Origin of the sequence: Sphingomonas insulae, from assembly GCF_010450875.1 — a bacterium.
Classification (GTDB): Bacteria; Pseudomonadota; Alphaproteobacteria; order Sphingomonadales; family Sphingomonadaceae; genus Sphingomonas; species Sphingomonas insulae.
On record NZ_CP048422.1, the window covers coordinates 1,126,360 to 1,148,832 of the forward strand.

Here is a 22,473-nt window from a genome sequence, read left to right on the forward strand (position 1 = left end):
AACCGGCCGTTCGCGGCCCCATGGCAGCGCCCGCGCAAGGGCGCGCAATCAGGAGAGGAGCGATCATTTGCCGTCGCCGACGGCCACAAGGGGGTTCGACCATGTTGCCTGTACCGCTTCTTCGCGCGACGCTTGCCATCGGCAGCAGCGCGCTTGCCGTCACGATCGCGCTCGCGACGCCATCCCTTGCCCAGACGGGCGACACGATGTCCCGCCCTGCCGACGCTCCGGCCACCGTCGATCCCGCTGCTATTGCGGCGACCGGTACGACCGACATGGGCGATGCGGTCAATCCGCAGGACGAGGCGGGTCAGGACATCGTCGTTACCGGTTCGCGCATCGATCGTGCGGGCTATGATGCGCCGACCCCGACGATCCGGGTTACCGCCGCCGACCTCAGCATCGGTGCGCGCACCAATGTCGCCGCCGCGCTTAACGACCTGCCGCAATTCCGCGCGACGACATCGCCCGCCACGACGGGCACGAACACCGGGGCGGGCAACGCACCGGTCGACCTGCGCGGCCTTGGCATCAGTCGCACGCTGGTCCTCCTCGACGGCCGGCGTTTCGCGAGCGACAACGACCTGAACACGATCCCGACGATCCTGATCAAGAGCGTCGACGTCGTCACCGGCGGCGCATCGGCCGCCTGGGGATCGGGTGCGGTCGCTGGTGTCGTCAATGTCGGCATCGACGATAGGTTCGACGGATTGCGGCTGGGCGTCCAGGGCGGCATCTCGTCGTACAAGGACGCGGGCGAACGCCGGTTCGAGGGGGCGTACGGAACGTCGTTTGCGGGCGGCCGCGGCCATGTCCTGATCGGCGGCGAATATCTCGACAACGACGGCGTCATTCCCAAGATCAGCCGGCCGAACATCGGTCGCTGGGCGACGGTGTCGGACGGCGCCGGGCGCTTCGTCATCGCACCCGATGTCGGCTTTGCCAACGCGGCCTATGGCGGGCTGATCCTGTCGGGCGTCCTGCGCGGTCAGGCGTTCAACCCCGATGGGACGCTGCGGACCTTCGACGGCGGCCGGGTCAGCGGCACCAACTCGATCGGCGGCGAAGGCCCCTCGAACGACGACATCAGCCCGCTCGTTACCCCGCAACGCCGCTACAACGGCCTTGCCCGCGTCAGCTACGACGTGCTGTCCGACGTCAAGGCGACGCTCGAAGTGCGGCATTCGCGGATGTATAACGATTACACCTGGTTCGGCGATCACAACCGCGGCAACCTGACGATCCGGTCAGACAATGCGTTCCTGCCCGCGGCGGTCCGCACCCGCCTGGCGGCGGCGGGGCAGACCAGCTTCACCTTCGGGCGGTTCAACGACGACTTCGCCTTCTCGACCATCGATTTCGAACGCAAGACGACGCAGGGTACGTTCGCGCTCGACGGCAGGATCGGCACGAAGCTGCGCTGGAGCGGCTATTACACGCATGGCGAATTTCAGAACAACATCGACACGCCAGGCTTCATCCTGACGCAGAACTATGCGCAGGCGGTCGATTCGATCATCAGCCCGACCACGGGCCAGCCGATCTGCCGCGTGGCGCTGACCAACCCGTCCACCACCTGCGTTCCGATCAACCTGTTCGGCCAGGGCGCCCCGTCCGCGGCGGCCGCGGCCTATGTGACCGGCACGCCCACCTCGCGCTCGACGCAGAAGCTCGACGTTACGGGCTTCAGTCTGCGCGGCGAACCGTTCGCGCTGCCGGCGGGCGACGTCTCGTTCGCGGTCGGGGTGGAGGCGCGCAAGGAACAGATCGACACGCGCGTCGGTGCGCTCGACCTTGCCAAGGCCTATACCTCGTTCAGCTTCTCGCCGCTCGCGGGCGAATTCACCGTGAAGGAGGCGTTCGGCGAAATCCTGGTGCCGCTGGTCCACGACACGCCGCTGTTGCGCCAGCTCGACCTCAACGCCGCCGCGCGCGTCAGCGACTATAGCACGACCGGGTCGATCTGGTCGTACAAGGTCGGTGCCACCAACGAATTCTTCCCGGGCTTCCGTGGCCGCGCGACCTATTCGCGCGACATCCGCTCGGCCAGCCTCGCCGAACTCTTCACCCAGTCGACCACCGGCTACAACACGCTGACCGATCCGCAGACCAGGCAGAGCGTCTATGTCCAGAACATCGGCGGCGGCAACGTCAACCTGCGCCCGGAAAAGGCGAACACGCTGACCGCAGGCTTCACCTATTCGCCGCCTGCGGTACCCGGCCTCAACGTCACCGCTGACTATTACGACATCAAGATCGACGACGTGATCACCACGATCGCGCCGCAGGACCTCGTCACGCGCTGTTTTAACGGCAATACCGACCTGTGCAGCAAGATCGATCGCGATGCGGCCGGCACGCTCGTCCGCACCCGCTCGACCTATGTGAACCTGTCCAAATACATGACCAACGGCATTGATGCAGAGGTGTCGTACCTGCTGCCGGTGAGCAGGCTCGGCATGGACGGCGACGGGCGGTTCAGGTTCCGCGTGCTCGGCACCTGGGTCGACGGGCTGAGCACCGACGACGGCGTCAGCCAGATCGAATATGTCCGCTCGCAAGGGTATGCGTTCGGGCTGGGCGTGCCGAAATGGCGCGTCAACGGATCGGTCGGCTATGAAGACAAGGTGTATTCGGCGACGCTGCGCGCACGGTACATCTCGCCGGGCGAATACAACATCACGCAGGACATCACCAACAACCACATCAAGGCCTACACCTATTTCGACCTGCAGCTGGCAACGCGGATCCCGGTGACGAGCGGCCCTTCGCTCGAAGTCTATGCCAATGCGAGCAACCTGTTCGACAAGGATCCGCCCGTGGGCTCGCTCTATTCGCCGTATTACGACGTGATCGGGCGCTACATCACCGTCGGCGCGCGCGTCCGCTTCTGATCCCCTCCACGCCGGCCGGTCCGCGTGGGCCGGTCGGCGTCGTCCTCTCGTTCTTCCCAATGCCGGAGATGTCCGCATGACCTTCCACCGTGCGCTGCTGCTTGCCGCCATCGCGACCCCGCTCGCCCCCGCTCTTGCCGACGTGCCGAAACCCGCGGCGATCGTCGCGGACGGCGTGCCGGCCATCCCCGATGCGCTCGCCGCCGCGACGCAGCCCTATCTCCAGACGCGCAAGGCCGCGTTCCTCGGCTGGAACGAGGCGACACGTGGCATGCTGATCAAGACGCGGTTCGGCAACACCGACCAGCTCCACACCGTCGCCGTGCCCGACGCCGCCCGCCAACAGGTCAGTTTCGAGGGCGAACCGATCCTCACCGGCTCGGTGTCGCCGGGCAAAGGCGACGTGACGCTGGTGCAGAAGGATGTCGGCGGCGGCGAATTCTACCAGCTCTATCGCCTGTCCGCGGGGCGGCTGCAGCTGCTGACCGACGGCAAGAGCCGCAACTGGTTCGGCGCGTGGAGCCGCGACGGGCGCCATGTCGGCTATTCGTCGACGCGTCGCAACGGTGCCGACGCCGATCTCTACGTCATCGACCCGCGCGATCCCGGCAGCGAGCGCAAGGTCGCCGAGGTCAGGGGCGGGGGCTGGAACATCGCCGATTTCTCGCCCGACGGGACGAAGGCGCTGGTGCTCGACCGACAGTCGATCAACAAGGCGGACCTGTACGAGATGGATCTGGCGAGCGGCAGGATGACGCCGCTGACCGACCCCAAGGCGCAGGTCTCGTACGAGGCGCCGCATTACGCGCCTGACGGTCGGCTCTGGGTGATCTCCGATGCCGGATCGGACTTCCTGCGGCTCGGCACGCTCGATCGCGCGAGCGGCGCATTCAGGCCTGTCTCGCGTGAGGCGAAATGGGATGTCGGCGACTATGCGCTGTCGCCCGATGGCGCCACCATCGCCTATGCCACCAACGAGGCGGGGGTCAGCCGCCTCCACGTCCTCGATACCGCGACCGGTGCGGTCCGGGCGGTGTCCGGCCTTCCTGCGGGCGTCATTCCGTGGAGCATCGGCCCCGCGATCCAGATCTCGCCCTGGGGCCAGATCGGTTTCTCGATGTCCTCGGCGCGCGTCGCGGGCGACGTGTTCTCGGTCGATGCGAAGACGCTCGCCGTCACGCGCTGGACGCACAGCGAGACGGGCGGGCTCGATCCGAACGTCAACGCCGAACCGACCCTGGTCGAGGTGAAGAGCTTCGACGGCCAGCCGGTCTCGGGCTTCCTCTATCGCCCCGACCCGGCGAAATTTCCCGGCAAGCGCCCGGTGATCGTCGACATCCACGGCGGACCCGAAGGCCAGACGCGGCCCGACTATCTGGGCGCCACCAACTATCTGATCAACGAACTCGGCATCGCGGTGTTCTTCCCCAACGTCCGCGGATCGTCGGGCTTCGGCAAGCGGTTCGTCAATCTCGACAACGGCCCCTTCAAGCGCGAGGATTCGGTCAGGGACATCGGCGCGTTCCTTGATGCGCTGCAAAAGGATCCGATGCTCGATGCCGCCCGTTTCGCGGTGAACGGCGTCTCCTATGGCGGCTATATGTGCTATGCCACCGCCACGCATTATTCGGCGCGGCTGAAGGGCGCGAACTGCTATGTCGCGATCTCCAACTTCGTGACGTTCCTGCAGAACACGCAAAGCTATCGCCGCGATCTGCGCCGCGTCGAATATGGCGACGAACGCGATCCGGTGCAGCGGGCGCAGCTCTTGAAGATCTCGCCGTTGACCAGCGTCGACAAGATCCGGCTGCCGCTGCTGATCGCGACCGGCGGCAACGATCCGCGCGTCCCCGCCTCGGAGGCGGAACAGATCATCGCGGCGGTGCGCGGCAACGGCGGCACCGCCTGGCATTTGCTCGCGAAAAACGAGGGCCACGTCTTCCACAAGAAGGAGAACGAAGACTACTACTTCTACACCTCCATCCTCTTCTCCAAGACTACGCTGCTTAGGGGTGGCGCCAGGTGACCGGGCGCGGGGAGGCAAGGTGCTCGCAGCGATAATGTCGCTCGGCGGTCCCGTACGGCGAACCGCGGCCGCCGGTGCGCGTCGATCATCACGCGCGCGTACAATCGCCCGCGATCGTCGAATTCCTGCCAAGCTATTGCAACAGTCCCGGGCGGATCGAGAAATGCGATCCCGCCTTCCCTCGAACCTAACACCGCAGCATGTGCTGGGGGTTATGGACAGGGCAGGGATGGTCACGCAGCTTGTCATCGATACCCAGATAATTGCGGTCTGAGAGCGCGGAAACCGGACGTCCTGCTGCGCCACTCGAACCAAGGCAGCCCGTACACGGCAAGAATTTTAGCGTAGAATGGCCGACAATGGCGTAGCTTGCTCGATGGATCGAACGGGAACGGCCGGACAATGCGACGACGTAGCTTCTTGGGGTCCCTGAAGACCAAGTGGGTAGGCAAAAAAATCTACCGCACGCGCATACACGCAAATGCCGACGTGCTCGAATAAATTGAGCGCTTCTGTAACTAGACGGGATTTCACTCGAATTACCGGCTTAGACGGCGTCGACGTTGTTGTATTGTTTAATCTAACAGGACATCCTTCACCGTCGCTGGGCCTGAGATGTTTCAGCTGTGATTTGATCCGCAGCAACCTTTTGAAGCTGTACCGCTTCATCGGGAGAGATGCCGATACTGTCCGCAGCGGCTTCGTCTTTGCCGAAGGATGTCGGGTCAATGCCAGTGACGCGTCCAAAGACTATCAGTGCCTCCAGATAATAGCCGTGAACGCTCGCATGATAATGGTCGTACGTCCATAAATCCATCTGCCCGTAGGTGCGGCCATCGTACGGGTTCGGATCCGCCACGCCGGCGTTCATAGCCCGGTTCCACGCTTCCCCGACCGGTAGGATGCCCGTGACCCCTGGCGTGCGCGCCTTGGCGGTATCCGCCGCGGCGCGCAGGTCGACAGCCATCGCGCTCACCGGCTTTCCGTACCAGTGCCCTGTAGCTAGGTACGTCTCGTCAGCCCGCGTCCACGTCGACATAAGCTGGATCTGGACGTCGGGATTACGCGATCTGAACAATTTCGTCAGCCTGCCGACGTCACGGATATAGTCGATCGGATCGCCGGGTTGTTCACGACTAAGCGTACTTAGTTCCTGTAACACGACCACGTCCCAAGCCCGATCGAATAGCTGGCGCCTCTGCGCGTAGTGAAAGCCCAAAGTCTTGCCACCCTGCGTTTCGAGACTGACCGCGTAGTTGAGGCCCTTCTGCTTCGCCAGGGCAGCGAACAGCGACGGGACACCCCCATAGCCTGCGCCATTCAGGTCGGTGACATACTCCGGGTGCCAGTTGCGCACGCCGGAATGCGCACCCTGGGTGAAGCTGTTTCCTACGAACAGGATCGTACGCACCGGCTGTCCAGCGGCGGGTGCGTATTGGCGGTCCGATGCCGCAGGGGGCGCCGTCAGTGCCTCCGCGCGCACGGGTCGAGCAGGGGCGGGCTTCACGGCGTCCTGTGCAGCTGCTGGAGCAGCGACCAGCAGGAGCGGGAGCATCATGAAAAGGTCGCGCATGTTGTCGTCCTTAAAAGCGTTTGCCAATGCTCAAATACCAGTAGCGCCCGTACGGAACGTACAGCGAGCCAAGGTATCCATCAGCGGTGATCGGAGGCTGCTTGTCGAAGATGTTCCTGGCACCGACCCGGAAGCGTGTGTCATTCACGGCACCGCCCTTCAGCCTGTATTGTGCATAGAGGTTGAAGGTCGTCGTCCCCTCGACCATGAACGGGTTGCCTTGAGTATCGAGGAAGTTGGTGTCGTTTACGGGGCTGATGTAGTTCGCGAATGCGCCTAGCTGGAATTGCGAAAGCGACCATGTGAGCGACCCGGTGACACGCCATTTCGGCCGTCCGCGATCCTTGATCAGGTTGGTGGCGTCGGTGAGCGGGGTGGCGGCGTTGATCTGGCCGGCCGCGCGCGCGTCGAACAGCGCCTGGACGCCGGGCGGGGTGTCGCGGCTGAACTTGGTCAGGCGGGCGCCGTTGACGTTGAAGTCGAACTTCCCGATCGGCGTGCGCACGTTGTAGATGAGCGCAAGATCGACACCCTGCACGGTCTGCGGCAGCAGGTTCGTGAACTGGTCGTTGATCTGGGTGACAGCGCCGGCCGGGGCGAGGCCCGTCCCGGTGAACAGCGGCGTGTCATCGGCCGTCGCCGCCGCGCGCACGACATTCGGGTTGCTCGACCCCTGAAGGCGCAGGAGATAGTCCAGCACCAACGCGTTCTGCGGGCCGAACTGGCCGACGATGCCGACCTGCTTGATCGACCAGAAGTCGGCGGTCAGCGTCAGCTTGCCGAACCTGCGCGGCAGAAACTTGGGTTCGAGCACCGTACCCAACGAATAGCTGGTGCTGTTCTCGGGCTTCAGATCTTGGTTGCCGCTGACGAAGATCGAATAGCTGATACCCCTGGCGCAGGCCGAATAGGTCGCGATGCGGCCGGCGCGCAGGTCGGCTTCGCAGCGATAATAATCGGTGTTCGAGCCGAGGCGGGAATATTGGACGGTATTGACCTGTTCGAGGTTGGGCGCGCGGAAGCCCTTGGAGTAGCTGCCGCGCAGCCGGACACCGTTCACTAGGTCCCATGCAGCCGCGATCTTCGGCTTCGCGACATCGCCGAAGTCACTGTAATGTTCGTACCTGCCGGCAAGCTGCACATCGATGCGGCGGACGAGGGGGATGCCCATTTCCGGCGACACGACCGGTATGGCGAGTTCGCCGAACGCCGAGAAGACATTGCGGCTTCCCTTGGTGCTCGGCGTCGGGCTGACCGCGGCGACGTTGGAGATGTTCCGGTCCCCGGTGACCGCATCGGTGAAGGTGATGCTGCCGTTCAGGTTGGGATCGCGGATATCCTCCTGCGATTCATGCCGGGCCTCGACGCCCAGTGCGATGCCGAGGCCACCCGCCGGCAGCGCGATGAGGTTGGCGTTGCTGAGCTTGAAGTCGCCCAGCGTCAGCGTGGTGCGGTCCTTCCGCTTCAGCCGGAAGCGGATGGCGTCGATGGTGGACTGGCTTGCCGGCGAACAGTCGCCGATCGACGGCGTCGCGGAACAGCCACCGGAAAACGGATTATAGGCGTCGGGCGTGGAGAGCGCGAGACTGCGTTGCAGCGCCGTCATGTTGATCGCATCGGACGTGTCCGTCGCCTCCGCCACGGAATACAGAAGGGCGGAATCGAAGTCGAAGCTGCCGATCTTGCCCTTCACCCCCCGAGGAACCGTGCCTGCGTGTTGGTGACGTTCACCCGCTGCAGCCCGGCGTCGACGAAGCGGTAGGTCGACAGCCGAACGGGCAGGCCGGCGGCGGGCACGTTGGTGAGACCCGGAATGCGGTTCGGATTGAGCGACCCATCCGCAAAGCGCGTCGGCCCGAACGGATTCCAGTAGTTGGTGGAGGGGATGACGATGGCGTTGAGGTTGATCGTCGCAGGCTGCAACCGGCGGGTTTCTGCGCGGTAATAGCCGAGTTCGGTGTAAAGGGTCAGGCGATCGGAAACGTCGTAGTGACCGGTCAGGAACGTGTTGTACCGGTTGAACGACGGCGTGACGGTCGTGCCGGTGCGCGTGTCGTAGCGTTCGCTGCGCAGCGTCGTCGCGGTCGCCCGCGTTCCCGTGCCGTAGCACACGTCCTGATTGATCGTGACGAGGCAACCCGGATTGGCCGCCGACTGGGTATGGAAGGCGCCGGCCGACGAGGTGAGCGCGGTCGTCCCGCGCCGGATGATGCCCGGGCCACCCACCACCGCCAGGTTCGCCCAGGGTGATTGAGTCGCGCGTCCGTCGGGCGCGAGGCTGGTGGAGAACGCCGGATCGTCGGCGAAGTACGACAGCAGATTGTCCGTCGCGGTGTACGGCTGGTCCGACGCGCGCTGTGCCGTGCGGCGGGTATAGTCGAGAAAGACGGACAGGTTGCCCCGGCCTTCGGCGAAGTCGCGGCCGGCGGTGCCGGTCAGCTGCAATTCCTTGCGGCTCGTACCCTCGGCAAAACCGTAGCGGTAATCCAGCGAGGCGCCATCGAAGTTCGTCTTGGTGACGGTGTTGACCACGCCGGCAACCGCGTCCGCGCCGTAGATGGCCGCCGCACCGTCGCGCAGGATCTCCAGGCGTTCGATACCGGCGACGGGCAGCGAGTTGGCATTGTATCCCAGCACGGGGACGTTGCCGTCGCCGGCCTGGCTGGTGGGATGCTGCACCAGCCGTCGGCCGTTCAGGAGGACGAGGGTGTTGCCGACGCCGAGGTTGCGCAGGTTGATGGAGTTCACGTCGCCGCGCGCCGCATTGCTGGTCTGCGCGTTGTTGGCTTCGTTGAACGTGACGTCGCCCGCCTGCGGAATGCTGCGGAACAGTTCGTCGCCCGAGACGGCGCCGGTAGCATCGATCTGGGCGGAGTCGATCACCGACACGGGGAGGGCGGCGGTCGCGCTCGCCCCCTTGATCTGCGAACCGACGACGACGATGTCCGCATCGGCCTGCGGCGCCCGATCGGCGGTGCCCGACGTCGCGTCGTCCTGCGGCGTCGCATTCCCCATTCCCGGCACGGCATCGGCAAGCGGCTGCTGCTGCGGGGCAGTCGGCGTGGCCTGCGCCGGCGAGGGCGACGACTGCTGTGCGTTGGCGGACTGCGCGGCGATGATGGCCATCGCGGCGGTACCGGCGCGCAGGACGTGCCTGGTGCATCCCTTGATCATGTCACTCTCCCTGTATCGTGTTTATCGGCGCGGATCCGGCAGCCGTGGCCACCGGTCCCCGCTCGTTGAAGATTGCGTTCGGCAGCGGGAGGTCGAGCTTGACCGCCATGAGGAAGCCGGTGGTCGTCGGTTCGTGCGCCCCGTTCGCATGTTCGGTGACCGCGCCCGCATCGAGCGTCGCAGGATCGACGTTCATCCCCGCGCCCGGCTGCGCCACATTCCCGACGACGCGGCCGAAGATCAGCGCGCGAGTGAAGAAGAACGCGACATAACCGAAGGCCCCGGCCGCGACCCGCCCGACCGTGCGGCGTTCGCGAAGCCCGGCGATCCCGTCCACCAGCGTGAGAACGATCACCGGTGTGATGACCGTCATAACCAGCGTGGTGAAACCGCCGCCCGGTGGCGTCAGCGCCTCATCGGTCGCGGGCCAGACATGTCCGACAACCGCCGCCAGGACGATGGCGGCGACAACCCGCGCATCGAGATGCCGATACCAATGCCTTGGCCTACCATCGCGGTTCGCGCAGGCACCCGGAATCTGGGTTGCGACTTTCATATCCTCCCTCTCGCGCCCCTTGTGAACGAGGCTGCGTCGTGCATGCTAAGAGCGGGAGCGAGAGGTGCCAAACATCTAATCCTCTCGTATAAATCAATGAAAAATAACGACTATTTCTGGAGAGTGGTGATGCGGCGCGGCCGATGGCGCGAATTGCGAGGCAACGAAGGCGCAAAAGTGTGCAACATTCTGCCCATATGAGAATCGCCCGTCCGGCGTCGCTTTTGCTCGGCCTGGGGTGCCTGGCGGCGGCCGCAACGGCGGTCGGCGGCCGCTGGTCGGATAGCCGTGCGGATGCGGTCGCGGACCGTGCCGCGGCATCGCTGGCGCGGACGCATCTTGGCCTGTTGACCAGCGAGTTGCAGAAGTTCCGGCTGCTGCCGCTCGTGCTGACCGAATATCCGGACGTGTCGGCGGCGTTGCGAAACGACGACCCGGACGCCGCCGCCCGTCTGAACCGCGCACTCGAGCTTCTGGCGGCACGAACCGATGCTGCCGCAATCTATGCGATCGCAGCGAACGGCCGTTCGGTCGCTGCCAGCAACTGGCGGTTTCCGACCACGTTCGTCGGCCAGGATTACGGTTTCCGGCCCTATTTCCGCAACGCGATGAGACACGGCGGTGCCGAACTGTTCGCGCTGGGGACCGTCAGCGGGCGACCGGGACTGTATCTGGCCCGGCGCATCGACGACGGTTCGCGCGCGCTGGGCGTGATCGTGGTCAAGGTCGAGTTCGACAGGCTCGAATCGATATGGGCCCGCGCGCCGGGCGCGACGATCGTGACGGACCAGCGGGGCGTCATACTCATCACCAGCGTGCCGCAGTGGCGGTTCAAGCCGACGCGACGTCTGGACGAACATGCCCTGGCGGACGTGCGCCGCACCCGCCAATACCGCCTTACCGGCGCGTCGAGCGCACCGGTGACCATCGACGGGCGCAACGCCACCCTTGCGACGGGCATGGATCCGCCATCGTTCCGCGTGGCCGCGATCGGTGCGCCGATCGCCGAGGGGCGGCTGATCCACTTCACGCCGCTGGCCCCGGCGCTCGCCGCGGCCCGCTCCGTCGCCCTCATCTGGGCGATGGCCGCGCTGATCGTCGCGGGGATCATCGGCGGTCTGGCGATCCGGATGGCGGAGCGACGCCGCTTTGCGAGGGAGGCGAGAGAGCGGCTGGAGGGGAGGTCGTGCGGCGGACGGCCGAGCTGCGCGACGCGAATGCGCGGCTGATCGTGGAGTCGCAGGAACGCGAGGAGGCCGACCGGCGGTATCGTTCGGCGCGCGAGGAACTGGCGCAGGCGAACCGGCTGGGATCACTGGGACAGATCACCGCCGGTGTCGCGCATGAGATCAACCAGCCGCTGGCCACAATACGGATGTTCGCGGAGAGCGGAACGACGCTGATCGACCGCAATGCGCTGGATGCCGCCAGGCAGAACCTGCAGTCGATCGTCGGACTGACCGAGAGGATCGGGACGATCACCGGCGAGCTGCGCGCCTTCGCGCGGCGTCGCGTCCGGGTGAGCGGCCGGACGTCCCTCGGTTCCGTCATCGACGGCACGCTGCTGCTGATCGGCGAACGCGCGCGCGGCATCGTCGATGCAAGGCTGACCGACGAACAGCGCGGGTGGCATGTGGCGGCCGACCGCATCCGCGTCGAACAGGTTCTCGTGAACCTTGTCCAGAACGCCCTGGATGCCGTCGCCGCGCAGGCCGATCCCACCGTCGTCATCGCCGTGGAGGCGGCGGGATCGGACCGCATCCGCCTCAGCGTCGCGGACAATGGCCCCGGCATCGATCCCGCCCTCGACGATAGTCTGTTCACGCCGTTCGCCACTGCGAAGGCGGACGGGCTCGGACTGGGACTGGCGATCGCGCGCGACATCGTCCGCGAACTCGGTGGCGACCTCATCCTCGTCCCGGACCGGGCCAGGGGCGCCGAATTCACCCTGTCGTTGGGAAGAGCATGATGACATCGGACACAGCCCAGACCGTCGTGTTCGTCGAGGATGACGAACCCCTGCGCAGGGCCACCACGCAGGCGCTCGAACTCGCCGGCTTCTCGGTCCGGTCCTTCGCCGGCGCCGAGCAGGCATTGGCGGTGATCTCCGCACGGCTGGACGGTGTGGTGGTTTCGGACATCCGCATGCCGCGGATGGATGGCCTGCAGCTGTTGCGAGCGATCCGCGAAATCGACGGGGACCTGCCGGTCATTTTGGTGACGGGACATGGCGACGTGCCGATGGCCGTATCCGCCCTTCACGACGGGGCCTTCGATTTCCTGACCAAGCCGTTTTCCACCGATCACCTGATCGCCGCCATCAACCGCGCGCTGGAACGGCGCGGCCTGCTGATCGAGAACCGCAGGCTGAAGGCCACGATCGCGGCGAGTGAGGGCGACGGCCCCATGATCGGGCAATGCGATGCGATGGCCGAGGTGAAGGCCACGATCCGCCAGCTCGCACAGGCGGACGTGGACGTCCTGATCGAGGGCGAGAGCGGTACGGGCAAGGAACTCGGCGCGCTGCTGCTGCACCGTCTGGGGCCGCGACGCGCCCGTCCGTTCATCGCGGTGAACTGTGCCGCCCTCCCGCCCGACACCGCCGCCATCGAATTGTTCGGGCATGCGGCGAACGCGGTGCCGCACACGCGAACCTCCCGCACCGGGCAGATCGCCACCGCGAACGGCGGAACTCTGCTTCTCGACGATATCGACACGCTCGCACCGGCGGTGCAGACCGCGTTGCTGAGGGTGATCGAGGAGCGTGAGGTCCAACCGATCGGGGCGGAACGCGCCGACGCCGTGAACCTGCGCGTCGTCGCCACCAGCCGGATCGACCTTGCCGAGGCGGCGGCTGCGGGCCGCTTTCGCGAAGACCTCTACCACCGTCTGGCGGTTACCCGATTACGCCTGCCGCCCGTGCGCGAGCGGGATCAGGACCGTATGCTCCTGTTTGCCTTCTTCGCCGAGCAGGCGTGCGCGCAGTTCGCGCGTGCCGACTATACCATGACGGATCTGGAGCGCAGCCGCCTGCTGATGCACCATTGGCCCGGTAACGTGCGGGAACTGCGGAACTACGCGTTCGAGCGGGTGCTGGCATTCCATGGCGCGACGGGCGGCGGGGACGAGCAGGATCTCGCCAGCCGGGTGGCGGAGTTCGAGATCACCGTCATCACCGACGCCCTGCGGGCGACCCGTGGCAGCGTGACGCGGGCGATGGACGTCCTGAAGATTCCGCGCAAGACGCTCTATTACAAGATGACGCGTTACGGGATCGATCCCGACGTATTCCGGTCGCAGGCGCGCCAGGACGGCGGGACGTTCACCGCCGGGCCAAACCGATGAGCGCGGTGGACGGGGTGGCGAGATGCGTCCGGCTGCCCGTCTTCCGGGGTCGTCCAGCCGGGCCTTGCGACGACCGGAACAAATTGGGGAGGCGGGGATTGACGGCTGGGTGGCCGGCGCTTCGGGGCAAGCCCTTCCTCTCTAGCGCCGGACCTTCATGGCTGACCAAACTCCCGAAACGCTGAAGGGGGCGCCGCCGCCCCACCTGACCAACGGTCCTAATCACGACATGACGGACGACAGCAACAGCATCTTCTTCGCTGCTGTCAAAACGACGCGCATGCCGATGATCGTCACCGATCCCAATCAGCCCGACAATCCCATCGTCTTCGCCAATCCGGCCTTCATGGGGATGACCGGCTACACCAGCGAGGAATTGATCGGCACCAATTGCCGCCTGTTGCAAGGCCCGGACACCGACCGCGATACGGTCGCGGAAGTCCGGCAGGCCATCGAGCAGCGTCGCGAGGTGACGGTCGAAATCTACAATTACAAGAAGAACGGCGCCGGTTTCTGGAATGCGCTGTTCATTTCGCCGGTGTTCGATGCCGATGACAACCTCATCTACTTCTTCGCATCCCAGCTCGACGTCACCCGGCGGCGCGATGCCGAAGAGGGGCTTCGGCAGGCGCAGAAGATGGAAGCGGTCGGTCAGCTGACCGGTGGCGTCGCCCATGACTTCAACAATCTGCTGACCGTCATCCAGGGCTTTGGCGACGTGCTGAAAAGCCAGATCGAGGGTGATGGCGAGTTCGACCGGAAAAAGGCGACGCGATCGATCAACGCGGTCCTCCAGGCGGCGGAGCGGGGTGCCACGCTCACGCAGCAGCTCCTCGCGTTTTCCCGGCGGCAGAAGTTGCAGGGCCGTGTCGTCAACCTCGTCGACATGATCGACGAATTGCAGCCGCTGATCGAGCGGATCGCGGGCGGTCTGGTGAAGGTAAGAATCGCGCACCAGCAAACGACCTGTAACGCCCGCATCGATCCGACCCAGGCCGAACTGGCGATCATCAACATCCTGCTCAACGCCCGCGATGCGATGCCGGACGGCGGCAATATCGTCATCGAGATCAGAAACCGGTCGATCGAGGCCGGCGACAAGGGCTTCGGCGAGCTGGAGGCCGGCAACTACGTCGCGGTGACGATCACCGACGAGGGCACCGGCATGTCGCCCGAAGTGCTGGCGCGCGTGACCGAGCCGTTCTTCACGACGAAGGATCAGGGCAAGGGTACCGGCTTGGGCCTGTCGATGGTCTACGGATTCATGAAGCAGTCGGGCGGATCGCTGCGGGTGTATTCCGAGGAGGGGCATGGCACGACCGTCCGGATGCTGTTCCCGTGCGAAAACGCCAAGACCGATCCGGTCGGCCCGTCGGCGGCCCGATCGCTGGCCGACAAGCGTGGCACCGAAACCGTGCTGGTGGTCGAGGACCAGATCGACGTCGGCGACTATGCCGAGACGGTGCTGTCGGAATTCGGCTATACGGTGCTGCGCGCCGATAACGCGGGTGAAGCCCTGGCGCTGCTGGACGGCGCCGGCCATATCGATCTGCTGTTCAGCGACCTTATCATGCCGGGCGGGATGAACGGCGTCATGCTGGCGCGCGAGGTGAAGCGGCGTCGGCCGAAGATGCGCGTGTTGTTAACCACCGGCTATGCGGAATCGTCGATCGAGCGCGTGGATGCCCGCGGTGCCGAGTTCGACCTGATCCAAAAGCCGTACAAGCGCAGCGAACTGGCGACGAAGGTCCGTCAGGTGATCGAGGGGCCGACGGGGATCGGCACGCACGGGGGGTAAGCATGTACAGCTGCGACCGTTACCGGCGCGACGGTGTATGCCGGGCAGGCCGATCCGCGACGCCGCGCGAGATCGTCCCCAAGGACAGGCGAGCGGACGCGGCATGGCGGATGATCGGCGAGCAGACGGGCCGGGCGTCATGGCCCATGCGGATCAGCGGTAATGTCATGATGTCGCGGCAGATTGCGACCGCGACGAGCATCGGCTAGAGCGTTCCCGTTTTGGACCGGCAGCCTTTAGACCCTGTTCCGCTACCCCCCTTCGAACCGTCGCCCGAGGTTCAGGCGGCGATCGATGCCTACGCGCGCGGGCTGAATGGATGCGACCCGATGCAGGTCGGTTTCAAGATGACCCCGGTCGCGATGGTGGTCAGCGATCCGACGCTGCCCGACTGCCCGTTGATCTACGTGAACCAGGCATTCGAGCAATTGACCGGATTTGCCGCCGGCGAAGTCCTGGGGCGCAACTGTCGCTTCATGCAGGGGCCGCTGACCGATCCTGCGGATGTCGCGCGGCTAAGGAGCGCCATCGCCCGGCGCGAGCCGATCGGACTCGACCTGTTGAACCATCGCCGCGACGGCACGCCGTTCTGGAATCGCCTGATGGTCGCGCCGGTATTCTGCGAAGGAGGATCGCTTCGCTACTTCGTCGCCTCGCAGATCGATGTCACGATCGAGCGGCATCGGGTGCTGAAGCTGGAGCAGGATCGCGAGGCACTCGCCGCAGAGATCGCGCAGCGGGACGCCGACCTGACGCAGCACAACATGCGGTTGCGGCTGGCGTTAAAGGCAGGTGCGCTGGGGACCTGGACGTTCGACCTGCCCGAGCAGGTTCTGACCGCGTCGTCGGGATGCAAGCGCATCTTCGGCCGTCCGACCGCAGAGCCCTTTACCTATGACGAATTGCTGGCATCGGTTCATCCCGAAGATCGTCCGGCGATGCAGGCCGCGGTCCTTCGCACGATCGAGCATGGCGACCCCTATCACATCGAATATCGCATCCTGACCCCGGCCGGCGAGCAGCGCTGGGTGTCGGTGCAGGGCGATCTCCAGCATCGTGCAGACGGCACGCCGCTGGCGATGTCCGGCTTCTCGACCGACATATCCGCCCGCAAGGTTGCCGAGGAGCATCGCGCTGTCCTGGCGCGCGAACTGACGCATCGGGTCAAGAACACGCTCGCCACGGTGAATGCGGTGGTCAGCCAGACGTTGCGCGATGCCGCGTCGCTGGAGGATGCCGCGACGGCGGTGTCCGGAAGGATCGCCAGCCTGGGTGCCGCGCACGAATTGCTGATCCAGGACGAGGTCGAGGGTGCCACGATCGGCGACATCGTCGATCGCGCGCTGCTGCCGTTCAAGGATCGGGACGGCGCGCGGTTCACTGCGCACGGCCCCTCCGTCCGGCTGTTGCCCGAAGTGACGTTGGCGCTCGCGATGGCGCTCCATGAACTGGCGACCAACGCCATCAAATATGGTGCGTTGTCCGTACCGGACGGCCGGGTCTCCATCGAATGGTCGATCAAGCGGGAGGACGGCGAGCGTCGCCTGTTCTTCTGCTGGGCCGAGCATGACGGCCCGCCGGTGTCGCCACCCGCCCGGACGGGGTTTGGCACGCGCATGATCGAGCGCGTGCTGCGCCGCCACGTGCGCGGCGGCGCAGCAATCCATTATCCCGAAAGCGGCGTCCGGTTCGAGATCGAGGCCGTCATCTAAGACGGCCTGCGTGACCGATATGTCACAACCGGTGCGAAAGCGTCCGTCCGCGCCGCACCCTTACCTCGCGCTGAAGCATTGAAGCGCAGTCATGTGTCATGTGCTCATCATCGAGGACGATTGGTTGATCGCCGATCATATCGCCCAATTGGTGGAAGCCGCGGGCGCGCGTTCGGTGGACATGGCCGATACCGAGGACGACGCCGTCACCCAGGCATTGGCCCGTCCGCCCGAAGTCATTATATCGGACGTCAATCTGCAGGCAGGCGGCAGGGGCCCCGACGCCGTCCGGCGCATCGTCGCCGCGCTTGGCGAGATGCCGGTCATGTTCGTGACCGGCGAACCCCGCACGTTCCAGCCGCATTCGCCGGCGATGCGGGTGTTGCACAAGCCGGTCGACGACCGGACGCTGGTCGCGACATTCCGCGCCATCGCACCGCTGCCCTAGCGGCGGCGTTACGATTCGCCGACGCGCAACGCCGCCCGGCTGCCATCGATCTTGCCGGCCAGCCCCGGCACCTCTTCGAGCTGGCGCAGATCGGTGAATTGCCCGCGCTCGCCACGATAGCGCACGATCTCGAACCCATGGCCCTGTAGGCCGGGAATAGCGTCCAATTCCTGTGCGGTGGCACTGTTGACGTTCAGTCGCCGTGCCTGTTCGTCTTGACCGGTATCCATCATCATCCCCTTGTCCGGGTCAAACGTATCGGCGGCGGGATCGGCTCCGCGGGCGTCTGCTGACGTTCGCAGTGGCCCGGCACGGCTGGTCTGACAGGGCGGGGCGTTGCACGGGGCGCCCGTGCCACCCCCCGCCCGAGGTCGTCAGGCCGCCGGAAATGGGGTAGGCCATTGCGATGTCAGTCAAACATATAAACCCGCGGGTGTTCTGGGGATCGTCGGCCATTATCGGTGCCCTGCTGGTCAGCACGCTGGCGATGCCGGGCATCGCGGATCATGCCTTCAAGGCTGCGCAAGCCTGGGCGATCGATACGTTCGGGTGGTTCTATATCTCCTCGGTCGCCGTGTTTCTGGTCGTCGTCCTTGCCCTCGGCTTCGGCCCTGCGGGCAAGCTGAAGCTTGGTCCCGACGATGCCGAGCCCGACTTTCCGTACGTCTCCTGGCTGGCGATGCTGTTTGCGGCCGGCATGGGCATCGGGCTGATGTATTTCGCGGTTGCCGAACCGGTCCAGCACTACATTTCGCCGCCCGAGGCGAAGAGCGGCACGATCACCGCCGCGCGTGAGGCCATGGCCATCACGTTCCATCATTACGGTGTCCATGCCTGGGCGATATATGCGCTGGTCGGCCTGAGCCTCGGCTATTTCACCTATCGCAAGGACCTGCCGCTGACCCTGCGTTCCGGCCTGTCTCCGCTTCTGGGCAAGCGCATCAACGGGCCGATCGGCGATGCGATCGACATCTTTGCGGTGTGCGGCACCGTCTTTGGCGTGTCGACGTCGCTCGGCTTTGGCGTTTCGCAAATGACGGCCGGCCTGGCGTATGAATATGGCGTGCCGGACGGCACCACGACCAAGATCGTCGTCATCGTGCTCGTCATGGGGGCCGCTACCCTGTCGGTGCTGAGTGGTGCGGACCGCGGCATACGCCGGCTGTCCGAACTCAACCTGGCGATGGCGGTGCTGTTGATGCTGTTCGTGCTGGCCCTTGGCCCAACGCTGTTCCTGCTGCGCGCCCTGATGCAGAATTTCGGTCTGTACCTCGATCATTTCGTCATGCGGACGTTCACGCTCTACGCCTACGAGCCGCGGGCGTGGATGGCGGATTGGACGCTGTTCTACTGGGCATGGTGGATTGCGTGGTCGCCTTTCGTCGGCATGTTCATCGCGCGCATTTCGCGCGGCCGGACGATACGGGAATTCGTCATCGGCGTGCTGTTCGTCCCCACCGCATTCACGTTCCTGTGGATGACCGTGTTCGGCAACACCGCCATCTCGCTCGATCTCGGCTCTGCCGCGGGTGGTATCGCGCGGGCCGTGCAGGCGGATCTTTCGACCGCGCTGTTCAAGTTCCTCGAATATCTCCCCGCCGCCAGCATCACCTCCACCCTCGCCATCGCCCTTGTGGCGGTGTTCTTCATCACGTCGGCGGACTCCGGGGCGCTGGTGATCGACACGCTTGCATCCGGTGGTGCGGAGGATACCCCGCGCTGGCAGCGCATCTATTGGTGCGTGCTGCTCGGGGTGACCGCTACCTTGCTGCTGGTGATCGGTGGCCTCGGCGCGCTGCAGGCCGCCACCCTGCTGGCGGCATTGCCGTTCTGTTTCATCATGCTGTTGCTGGCGGTCGGCCTGGTGCGGCAGACCAACGCGGACCTTGCCGGCGTGACTCTGTCGGACACGGCGCCGGCGGTGGCGACGCGGCTGAAGCGGTTGCTCGTGCCGGCACGGCGTACCGAAATCCTGCGCGAACTGGCGCAGACCGGCGGGCCGGCACTGCGATCGGTCCATGAGGCATTGCAGAAGGAGGGGTGGGCGGAAAGCGTCGTCGAGATCGACGAGGAACGATGCGTGCTGACCCTGGGAATGGAGGCCGGACGCTCGTTCACCTATCGCCTTGCGCCCCGTTCCCGTCCGCTGGCGGCCTATACCGCGCTGGAGGCGTCCGAAGAGCGCCGCAGCAAGGCGTGGTTCCTCGCCGCCCAGACGAACGAGGACAGCCGGATGCGCGACCTGACGGGCTTTACCGTCGAACAGATCGCAGCGGATGTCCTCACGCAGCTGGAGCGCTGGCGACCACGCTGAGGCCATAGAGGCCGCACGACGAAACGGCTGGCGACGGGCGGCCGAACCGCGATGGCGGTGGAACGTGCTGCTGCGGGCGTCGCTGCAGTGCCCGTAGCTAATATTCTATAATACCTGTAAAGATAATTTTTGAATAATTTATGGTTTAGTTCCAGTACGTGAGATTATCACAGAAAAATTACAACGTAATGCACGACCTTTAGAGGCACGATAATTTTTCACCAAGAGGAGGTCGCAAAATTGCGAACCTGGTCTGCCAAATTGTCAAATCGTGTTGGCGTTGGCCGATAGTATATTTGACGTGACCCCAGTCTTTCATCCAGCTGCGACCAGAGACCGACCGGTGTTGTTGCGCATGAGCGCAGTTGAAGCAATGGGCGGGGTTAACCCCGCCCATTGCTGTTCGAGCCCGGCAGCGAACGCAGCCGGGGTAGCGTAGCCTAGCGACGAGTGCGGCCGCTCGGTGTTGTAGTCGTCGACCCAGCGCGCCAGGATCGAGCGGGCCTGGCGAACCGTGAAGAATAGCGTCTCGTTGAGCAGCTCGTCGCGCATGCGACCGTTGAAGCTCTCGACGAACCCGTTCTGCGTCGGCTTGCCCGGCGCGATGTAATGCCACTCGACGCCCGCGTCGCTGGACCAGGCAAGCACCGCGTTCGACGTCAGTTCGGTCCCGTTGTCGCTGACGATCATCTTTGGCCTGCCACGTTCCGCGATCAGATCGGTCAACTCGCGCACGACCCGCCGGCCCGAAATCGACGTGTCCACCACTGCCCGAAGGCACTCGCGCGTCACGTCGTCGACGATGTTGAGCACGCGGAACCGTCGGCCAGTGACGAGCTGGTCGTGCACGAAGTCCAGGCTCCAGCGCTGGTTGGGGAGCGCCAGCACCGGCGCAGGTGCCCGCGCGCCACCGGCGCGCCTTCGTCCCTTCCGGCGCCTGACCGTCAGCCCTTCCTCACGGTAGAGCCGCTGGGTCTTCTTGCGGTTGATCGTGATGCCGTCCCGGCGCAGCAGGATGTGCAGCCGTCGATAGCCGAACCGTCGGCGCTGCTGCGCCAGCTCGCGCAGACGCGACCGAAGGTCGCCATCATCTGCCCGGCACGAGCGATACCGCATGCTCGTGCGGTCCGCCCCGACGACAGCACACGCCCGCCGCTCGCTCATCCCCAACGTCGCCTGGAGATGCGCAACCGCTTGTCGCTTCGCGGCGGGCGTCACCACTTTTTTGACAGCAGGTCTTTCAACCCCGCGTTGTCCAGCATCGTGTCCGCAAGCAGCCGCTTGAGCCGCGCGTTCTCCTCTTCAAGCGACCTCAGACGCTTCGCGTCAGATACCTCCAGGCCGCCGAACTTCGCCTTCCATGCATAGTAGGTCGCGCTCGACATGCCGTGCTTGCGGCACAGTTCCGTCACCACCGCACCCGCCTCGGCCTCCTTCAGGATGCCGATGATCTGCTCTTCCGAAAACTGCTTCCGCTTCATTCCGTCCGTCCCTTCGAGGGGCCGGTCTCTAGGTCCAGGTGGATGAAGAAACGGGGGTCACGTCATATTCCGCATTTCACCGGAATATATGGCTTCCACCATCTTGGGCATTCGAGCGGTCGTCCCTTGCTGTCGAACACCTCGTTCAGGTCGAAGAGCAGCGGCATGACATCGTCATGAGGGCTGGAGCTTGTGGCGTCGGACGCAGGGCAGTCCCCGATCCGGATGGCGTTAGAATACGTGATGTATCCGGCGAGCGCCTTGGTACCGCCGCGCCGATACGTCGCCGCACTACCCCTCTTGTCCAGCTCGATCATGTGACTGCGGTAATGGCATCCCGACGAGGACGCCTCCGCTTGTCTCTTCCATAAAAGAGTGACAGTTCATGCCGGGTGCCAAGGGACGTCAGGACGTTGTCGTCGGATCCCCCCTGAGCATGTGAGCCGGAGAATAGCGAACTCGCTGTCCATCGCGAGGTCCATCGGTCCGCAATTCTTCATACCGGGGCGTTGCAACCGCTCGTTGGCGGCACGGTCCAGCATCTGTCGTACCGACGTATCCGGAAGGCATAGGTTGAAGTGGTAGGCGCTGGATTCCGGCATTTCACCCGCCCCGCCGCTCCGGAACACATTCGTCCGCTCGATCTGCCATAAGGCACCACGGATCGGATTGCGTTGACCCTCTACCACGATCTCGTCACCCTCCCCGGCAGTGACGGGAGCGATGGTGACGGCCTGCGGAGGGGAGGCCGCCATCTCGTCAGCCAGATCATCCGACACCGGGGCGATCCGATCGTTGCCGACGCGTCGTGCTTCCTCGATCAGCGTATCGACCCTGCGGTTCATGCATCGCTTCGCCTTGTCGATCTTCGCATGCCCCTGCTTCACGCAGGTGCCCAATATCCTGCACATGATCCGGTCGATGTTGGCATCGCCGCTTGATGTCTCCACAAGGCAATGCTCCAGGGATCGGTCGGTCCAGCTATAGCTCAGGCGAACCTTGCGCATCTTTCGGCCGGTAACGACGATGTCGTCGCCCGACCCGTCCTGCGCAGGCGAGGATGCCGCGACGCATATGGCCACGATCGCCGCGCTCAGGATGCTAAGGTGCGCAGCTCGCATGCGATATCCCCTCGACGACGGTCATGCCGGG

18 protein-coding genes are annotated in these 22,473 nt (G+C 65.0%); 9 read left to right on the plus strand and 9 right to left on the minus strand.

The features are described 5' to 3' along the window. Window positions 1–101 precede the first annotated feature (101 nt). Both GTH33_RS07000 and GTH33_RS07005 read left to right on the plus strand, forming a co-directional pair. On the plus strand, window positions 102–2,894 hold the full coding sequence (locus GTH33_RS07000) for a TonB-dependent receptor domain-containing protein (RefSeq protein ID WP_163957800.1): 2,793 nt from the start codon (window positions 102–104) through the stop codon (window positions 2,892–2,894). 76 nt (window positions 2,895–2,970) lie between these two features. Further along, complete coding sequence (locus GTH33_RS07005) at window positions 2,971–4,920, plus strand: S9 family peptidase (protein WP_163957801.1); 1,950 nt, start codon at window positions 2,971–2,973, stop codon at window positions 4,918–4,920. A 595-nt stretch (window positions 4,921–5,515) separates the two neighbouring features. Here the strand turns inward: GTH33_RS07005 and GTH33_RS07010 are convergent. From GTH33_RS07010 to GTH33_RS07020, 4 genes are read right to left on the minus strand one after another with little or no spacing between them, the layout of a single operon-like run. Next, window positions 5,516–6,493 carry an SGNH/GDSL hydrolase family protein gene (locus GTH33_RS07010; RefSeq protein ID WP_243848512.1) on the minus strand — a complete coding sequence of 326 codons (978 nt, stop codon included), beginning with the start codon at window positions 6,491–6,493 and terminating at the stop codon, window positions 5,516–5,518. A gap of 10 nt (window positions 6,494–6,503) precedes the next feature. Beyond that, a complete protein-coding gene (locus GTH33_RS18135; protein ID WP_249055027.1) occupies window positions 6,504–8,186 on the minus strand; it encodes a TonB-dependent receptor domain-containing protein in 1,683 nt (560 codons plus the stop codon). Next, window positions 8,183–9,667 carry a TonB-dependent receptor gene (locus GTH33_RS18140; RefSeq protein ID WP_249055028.1) on the minus strand — a complete coding sequence of 495 codons (1,485 nt, stop codon included), beginning with the start codon at window positions 9,665–9,667 and terminating at the stop codon, window positions 8,183–8,185. Before GTH33_RS18140 ends, GTH33_RS18135 begins: the two co-directional genes overlap by 4 nt. Before the next feature lies 1 nt (window position 9,668). Continuing rightward, window positions 9,669–10,223, minus strand: a complete 555-nt coding sequence (locus GTH33_RS07020; protein ID WP_163957802.1) for a cation:dicarboxylate symporter family transporter — start codon at window positions 10,221–10,223, stop codon at window positions 9,669–9,671. A 197-nt stretch (window positions 10,224–10,420) separates the two neighbouring features. On the opposite strand from GTH33_RS07020, the gene GTH33_RS07025 reads away from it, so the two are divergent. The 4 genes from GTH33_RS07025 to GTH33_RS07040 all read left to right on the plus strand — a co-directional run bounded on the left by GTH33_RS07025 (window position 10,421) and on the right by GTH33_RS07040 (window position 15,366). Further along, window positions 10,421–11,452 carry a cache domain-containing protein gene (locus GTH33_RS07025; protein WP_163957803.1) on the plus strand — a complete coding sequence of 344 codons (1,032 nt, stop codon included), beginning with the start codon at window positions 10,421–10,423 and terminating at the stop codon, window positions 11,450–11,452. Continuing rightward, a complete protein-coding gene (locus GTH33_RS07030) occupies window positions 11,410–12,192 on the plus strand; it encodes a sensor histidine kinase (protein WP_163957804.1) in 783 nt (260 codons plus the stop codon). The genes GTH33_RS07025 and GTH33_RS07030 overlap by 43 nt, the downstream gene beginning before the upstream one ends. Then, the gene (locus GTH33_RS07035) at window positions 12,189–13,568 is read left to right on the plus strand and encodes a sigma-54-dependent transcriptional regulator (protein WP_249055030.1); all 1,380 of its coding nucleotides are present in this window, start codon (window positions 12,189–12,191) and stop codon (window positions 13,566–13,568) included. The genes GTH33_RS07030 and GTH33_RS07035 overlap by 4 nt, the downstream gene beginning before the upstream one ends. A gap of 157 nt (window positions 13,569–13,725) precedes the next feature. Beyond that, window positions 13,726–15,366 carry a histidine kinase famiy protein gene (locus GTH33_RS07040; protein ID WP_163957805.1) on the plus strand — a complete coding sequence of 547 codons (1,641 nt, stop codon included), beginning with the start codon at window positions 13,726–13,728 and terminating at the stop codon, window positions 15,364–15,366. Between the two features lie 19 nt (window positions 15,367–15,385). Here the strand turns inward: GTH33_RS07040 and GTH33_RS07045 are convergent, their stop codons facing one another. Beyond that, window positions 15,386–15,568 carry a hypothetical protein gene (locus tag GTH33_RS07045; protein ID WP_163957806.1) on the minus strand — a complete coding sequence of 61 codons (183 nt, stop codon included), beginning with the start codon at window positions 15,566–15,568 and terminating at the stop codon, window positions 15,386–15,388. A 127-nt stretch (window positions 15,569–15,695) separates the two neighbouring features. Between GTH33_RS07045 and GTH33_RS07050 the strand changes: the two genes are divergently transcribed. Together GTH33_RS07050 and GTH33_RS07055 are read left to right on the plus strand one after the other, a co-directional pair. Beyond that, window positions 15,696–17,078 (plus strand): HWE histidine kinase domain-containing protein, encoded by a 1,383-nt coding sequence (locus GTH33_RS07050; RefSeq protein ID WP_243848513.1) that lies wholly within the window; start codon window positions 15,696–15,698, stop codon window positions 17,076–17,078. A gap of 91 nt (window positions 17,079–17,169) precedes the next feature. Continuing rightward, window positions 17,170–17,526 carry a response regulator gene (locus tag GTH33_RS07055; protein WP_163957808.1) on the plus strand — a complete coding sequence of 119 codons (357 nt, stop codon included), beginning with the start codon at window positions 17,170–17,172 and terminating at the stop codon, window positions 17,524–17,526. A gap of 8 nt (window positions 17,527–17,534) precedes the next feature. Here GTH33_RS07055 and GTH33_RS07060 read toward each other — a convergent pair whose 3' ends face one another. After that, complete coding sequence (locus GTH33_RS07060) at window positions 17,535–17,756, minus strand: ComEA family DNA-binding protein (RefSeq protein ID WP_163957809.1); 222 nt, start codon at window positions 17,754–17,756, stop codon at window positions 17,535–17,537. Between the two features lie 176 nt (window positions 17,757–17,932). On the opposite strand from GTH33_RS07060, the gene GTH33_RS07065 reads away from it, so the two are divergent. Beyond that, a complete protein-coding gene (locus tag GTH33_RS07065) occupies window positions 17,933–19,840 on the plus strand; it encodes a BCCT family transporter (RefSeq protein ID WP_163957810.1) in 1,908 nt (635 codons plus the stop codon). Window positions 19,841–20,155: 315 nt separating this feature from the next. On the opposite strand, the gene GTH33_RS07070 is transcribed toward GTH33_RS07065, so the two are convergent. From GTH33_RS07070 to GTH33_RS07080, 3 genes are all read right to left on the minus strand, one after another. Continuing rightward, window positions 20,156–21,321 (minus strand): IS3 family transposase gene (locus GTH33_RS07070; RefSeq protein ID WP_163957038.1). Its coding sequence is split into 2 segments (ribosomal slippage): window positions 20,156–21,060 and window positions 21,060–21,321, totalling 1,167 coding nucleotides; the frame shifts between segments, so codons are not numbered across the junction. Window positions 21,322–21,383: 62 nt separating this feature from the next. Further along, window positions 21,384–21,638 (minus strand): hypothetical protein, encoded by a 255-nt coding sequence (locus tag GTH33_RS07075; protein ID WP_163957811.1) that lies wholly within the window; start codon window positions 21,636–21,638, stop codon window positions 21,384–21,386. A 66-nt stretch (window positions 21,639–21,704) separates the two neighbouring features. Next, window positions 21,705–22,328 carry a hypothetical protein gene (locus GTH33_RS07080; RefSeq protein WP_163957812.1) on the minus strand — a complete coding sequence of 208 codons (624 nt, stop codon included), beginning with the start codon at window positions 22,326–22,328 and terminating at the stop codon, window positions 21,705–21,707. Between the last annotated feature and the right edge of the window lie 145 nt (window positions 22,329–22,473).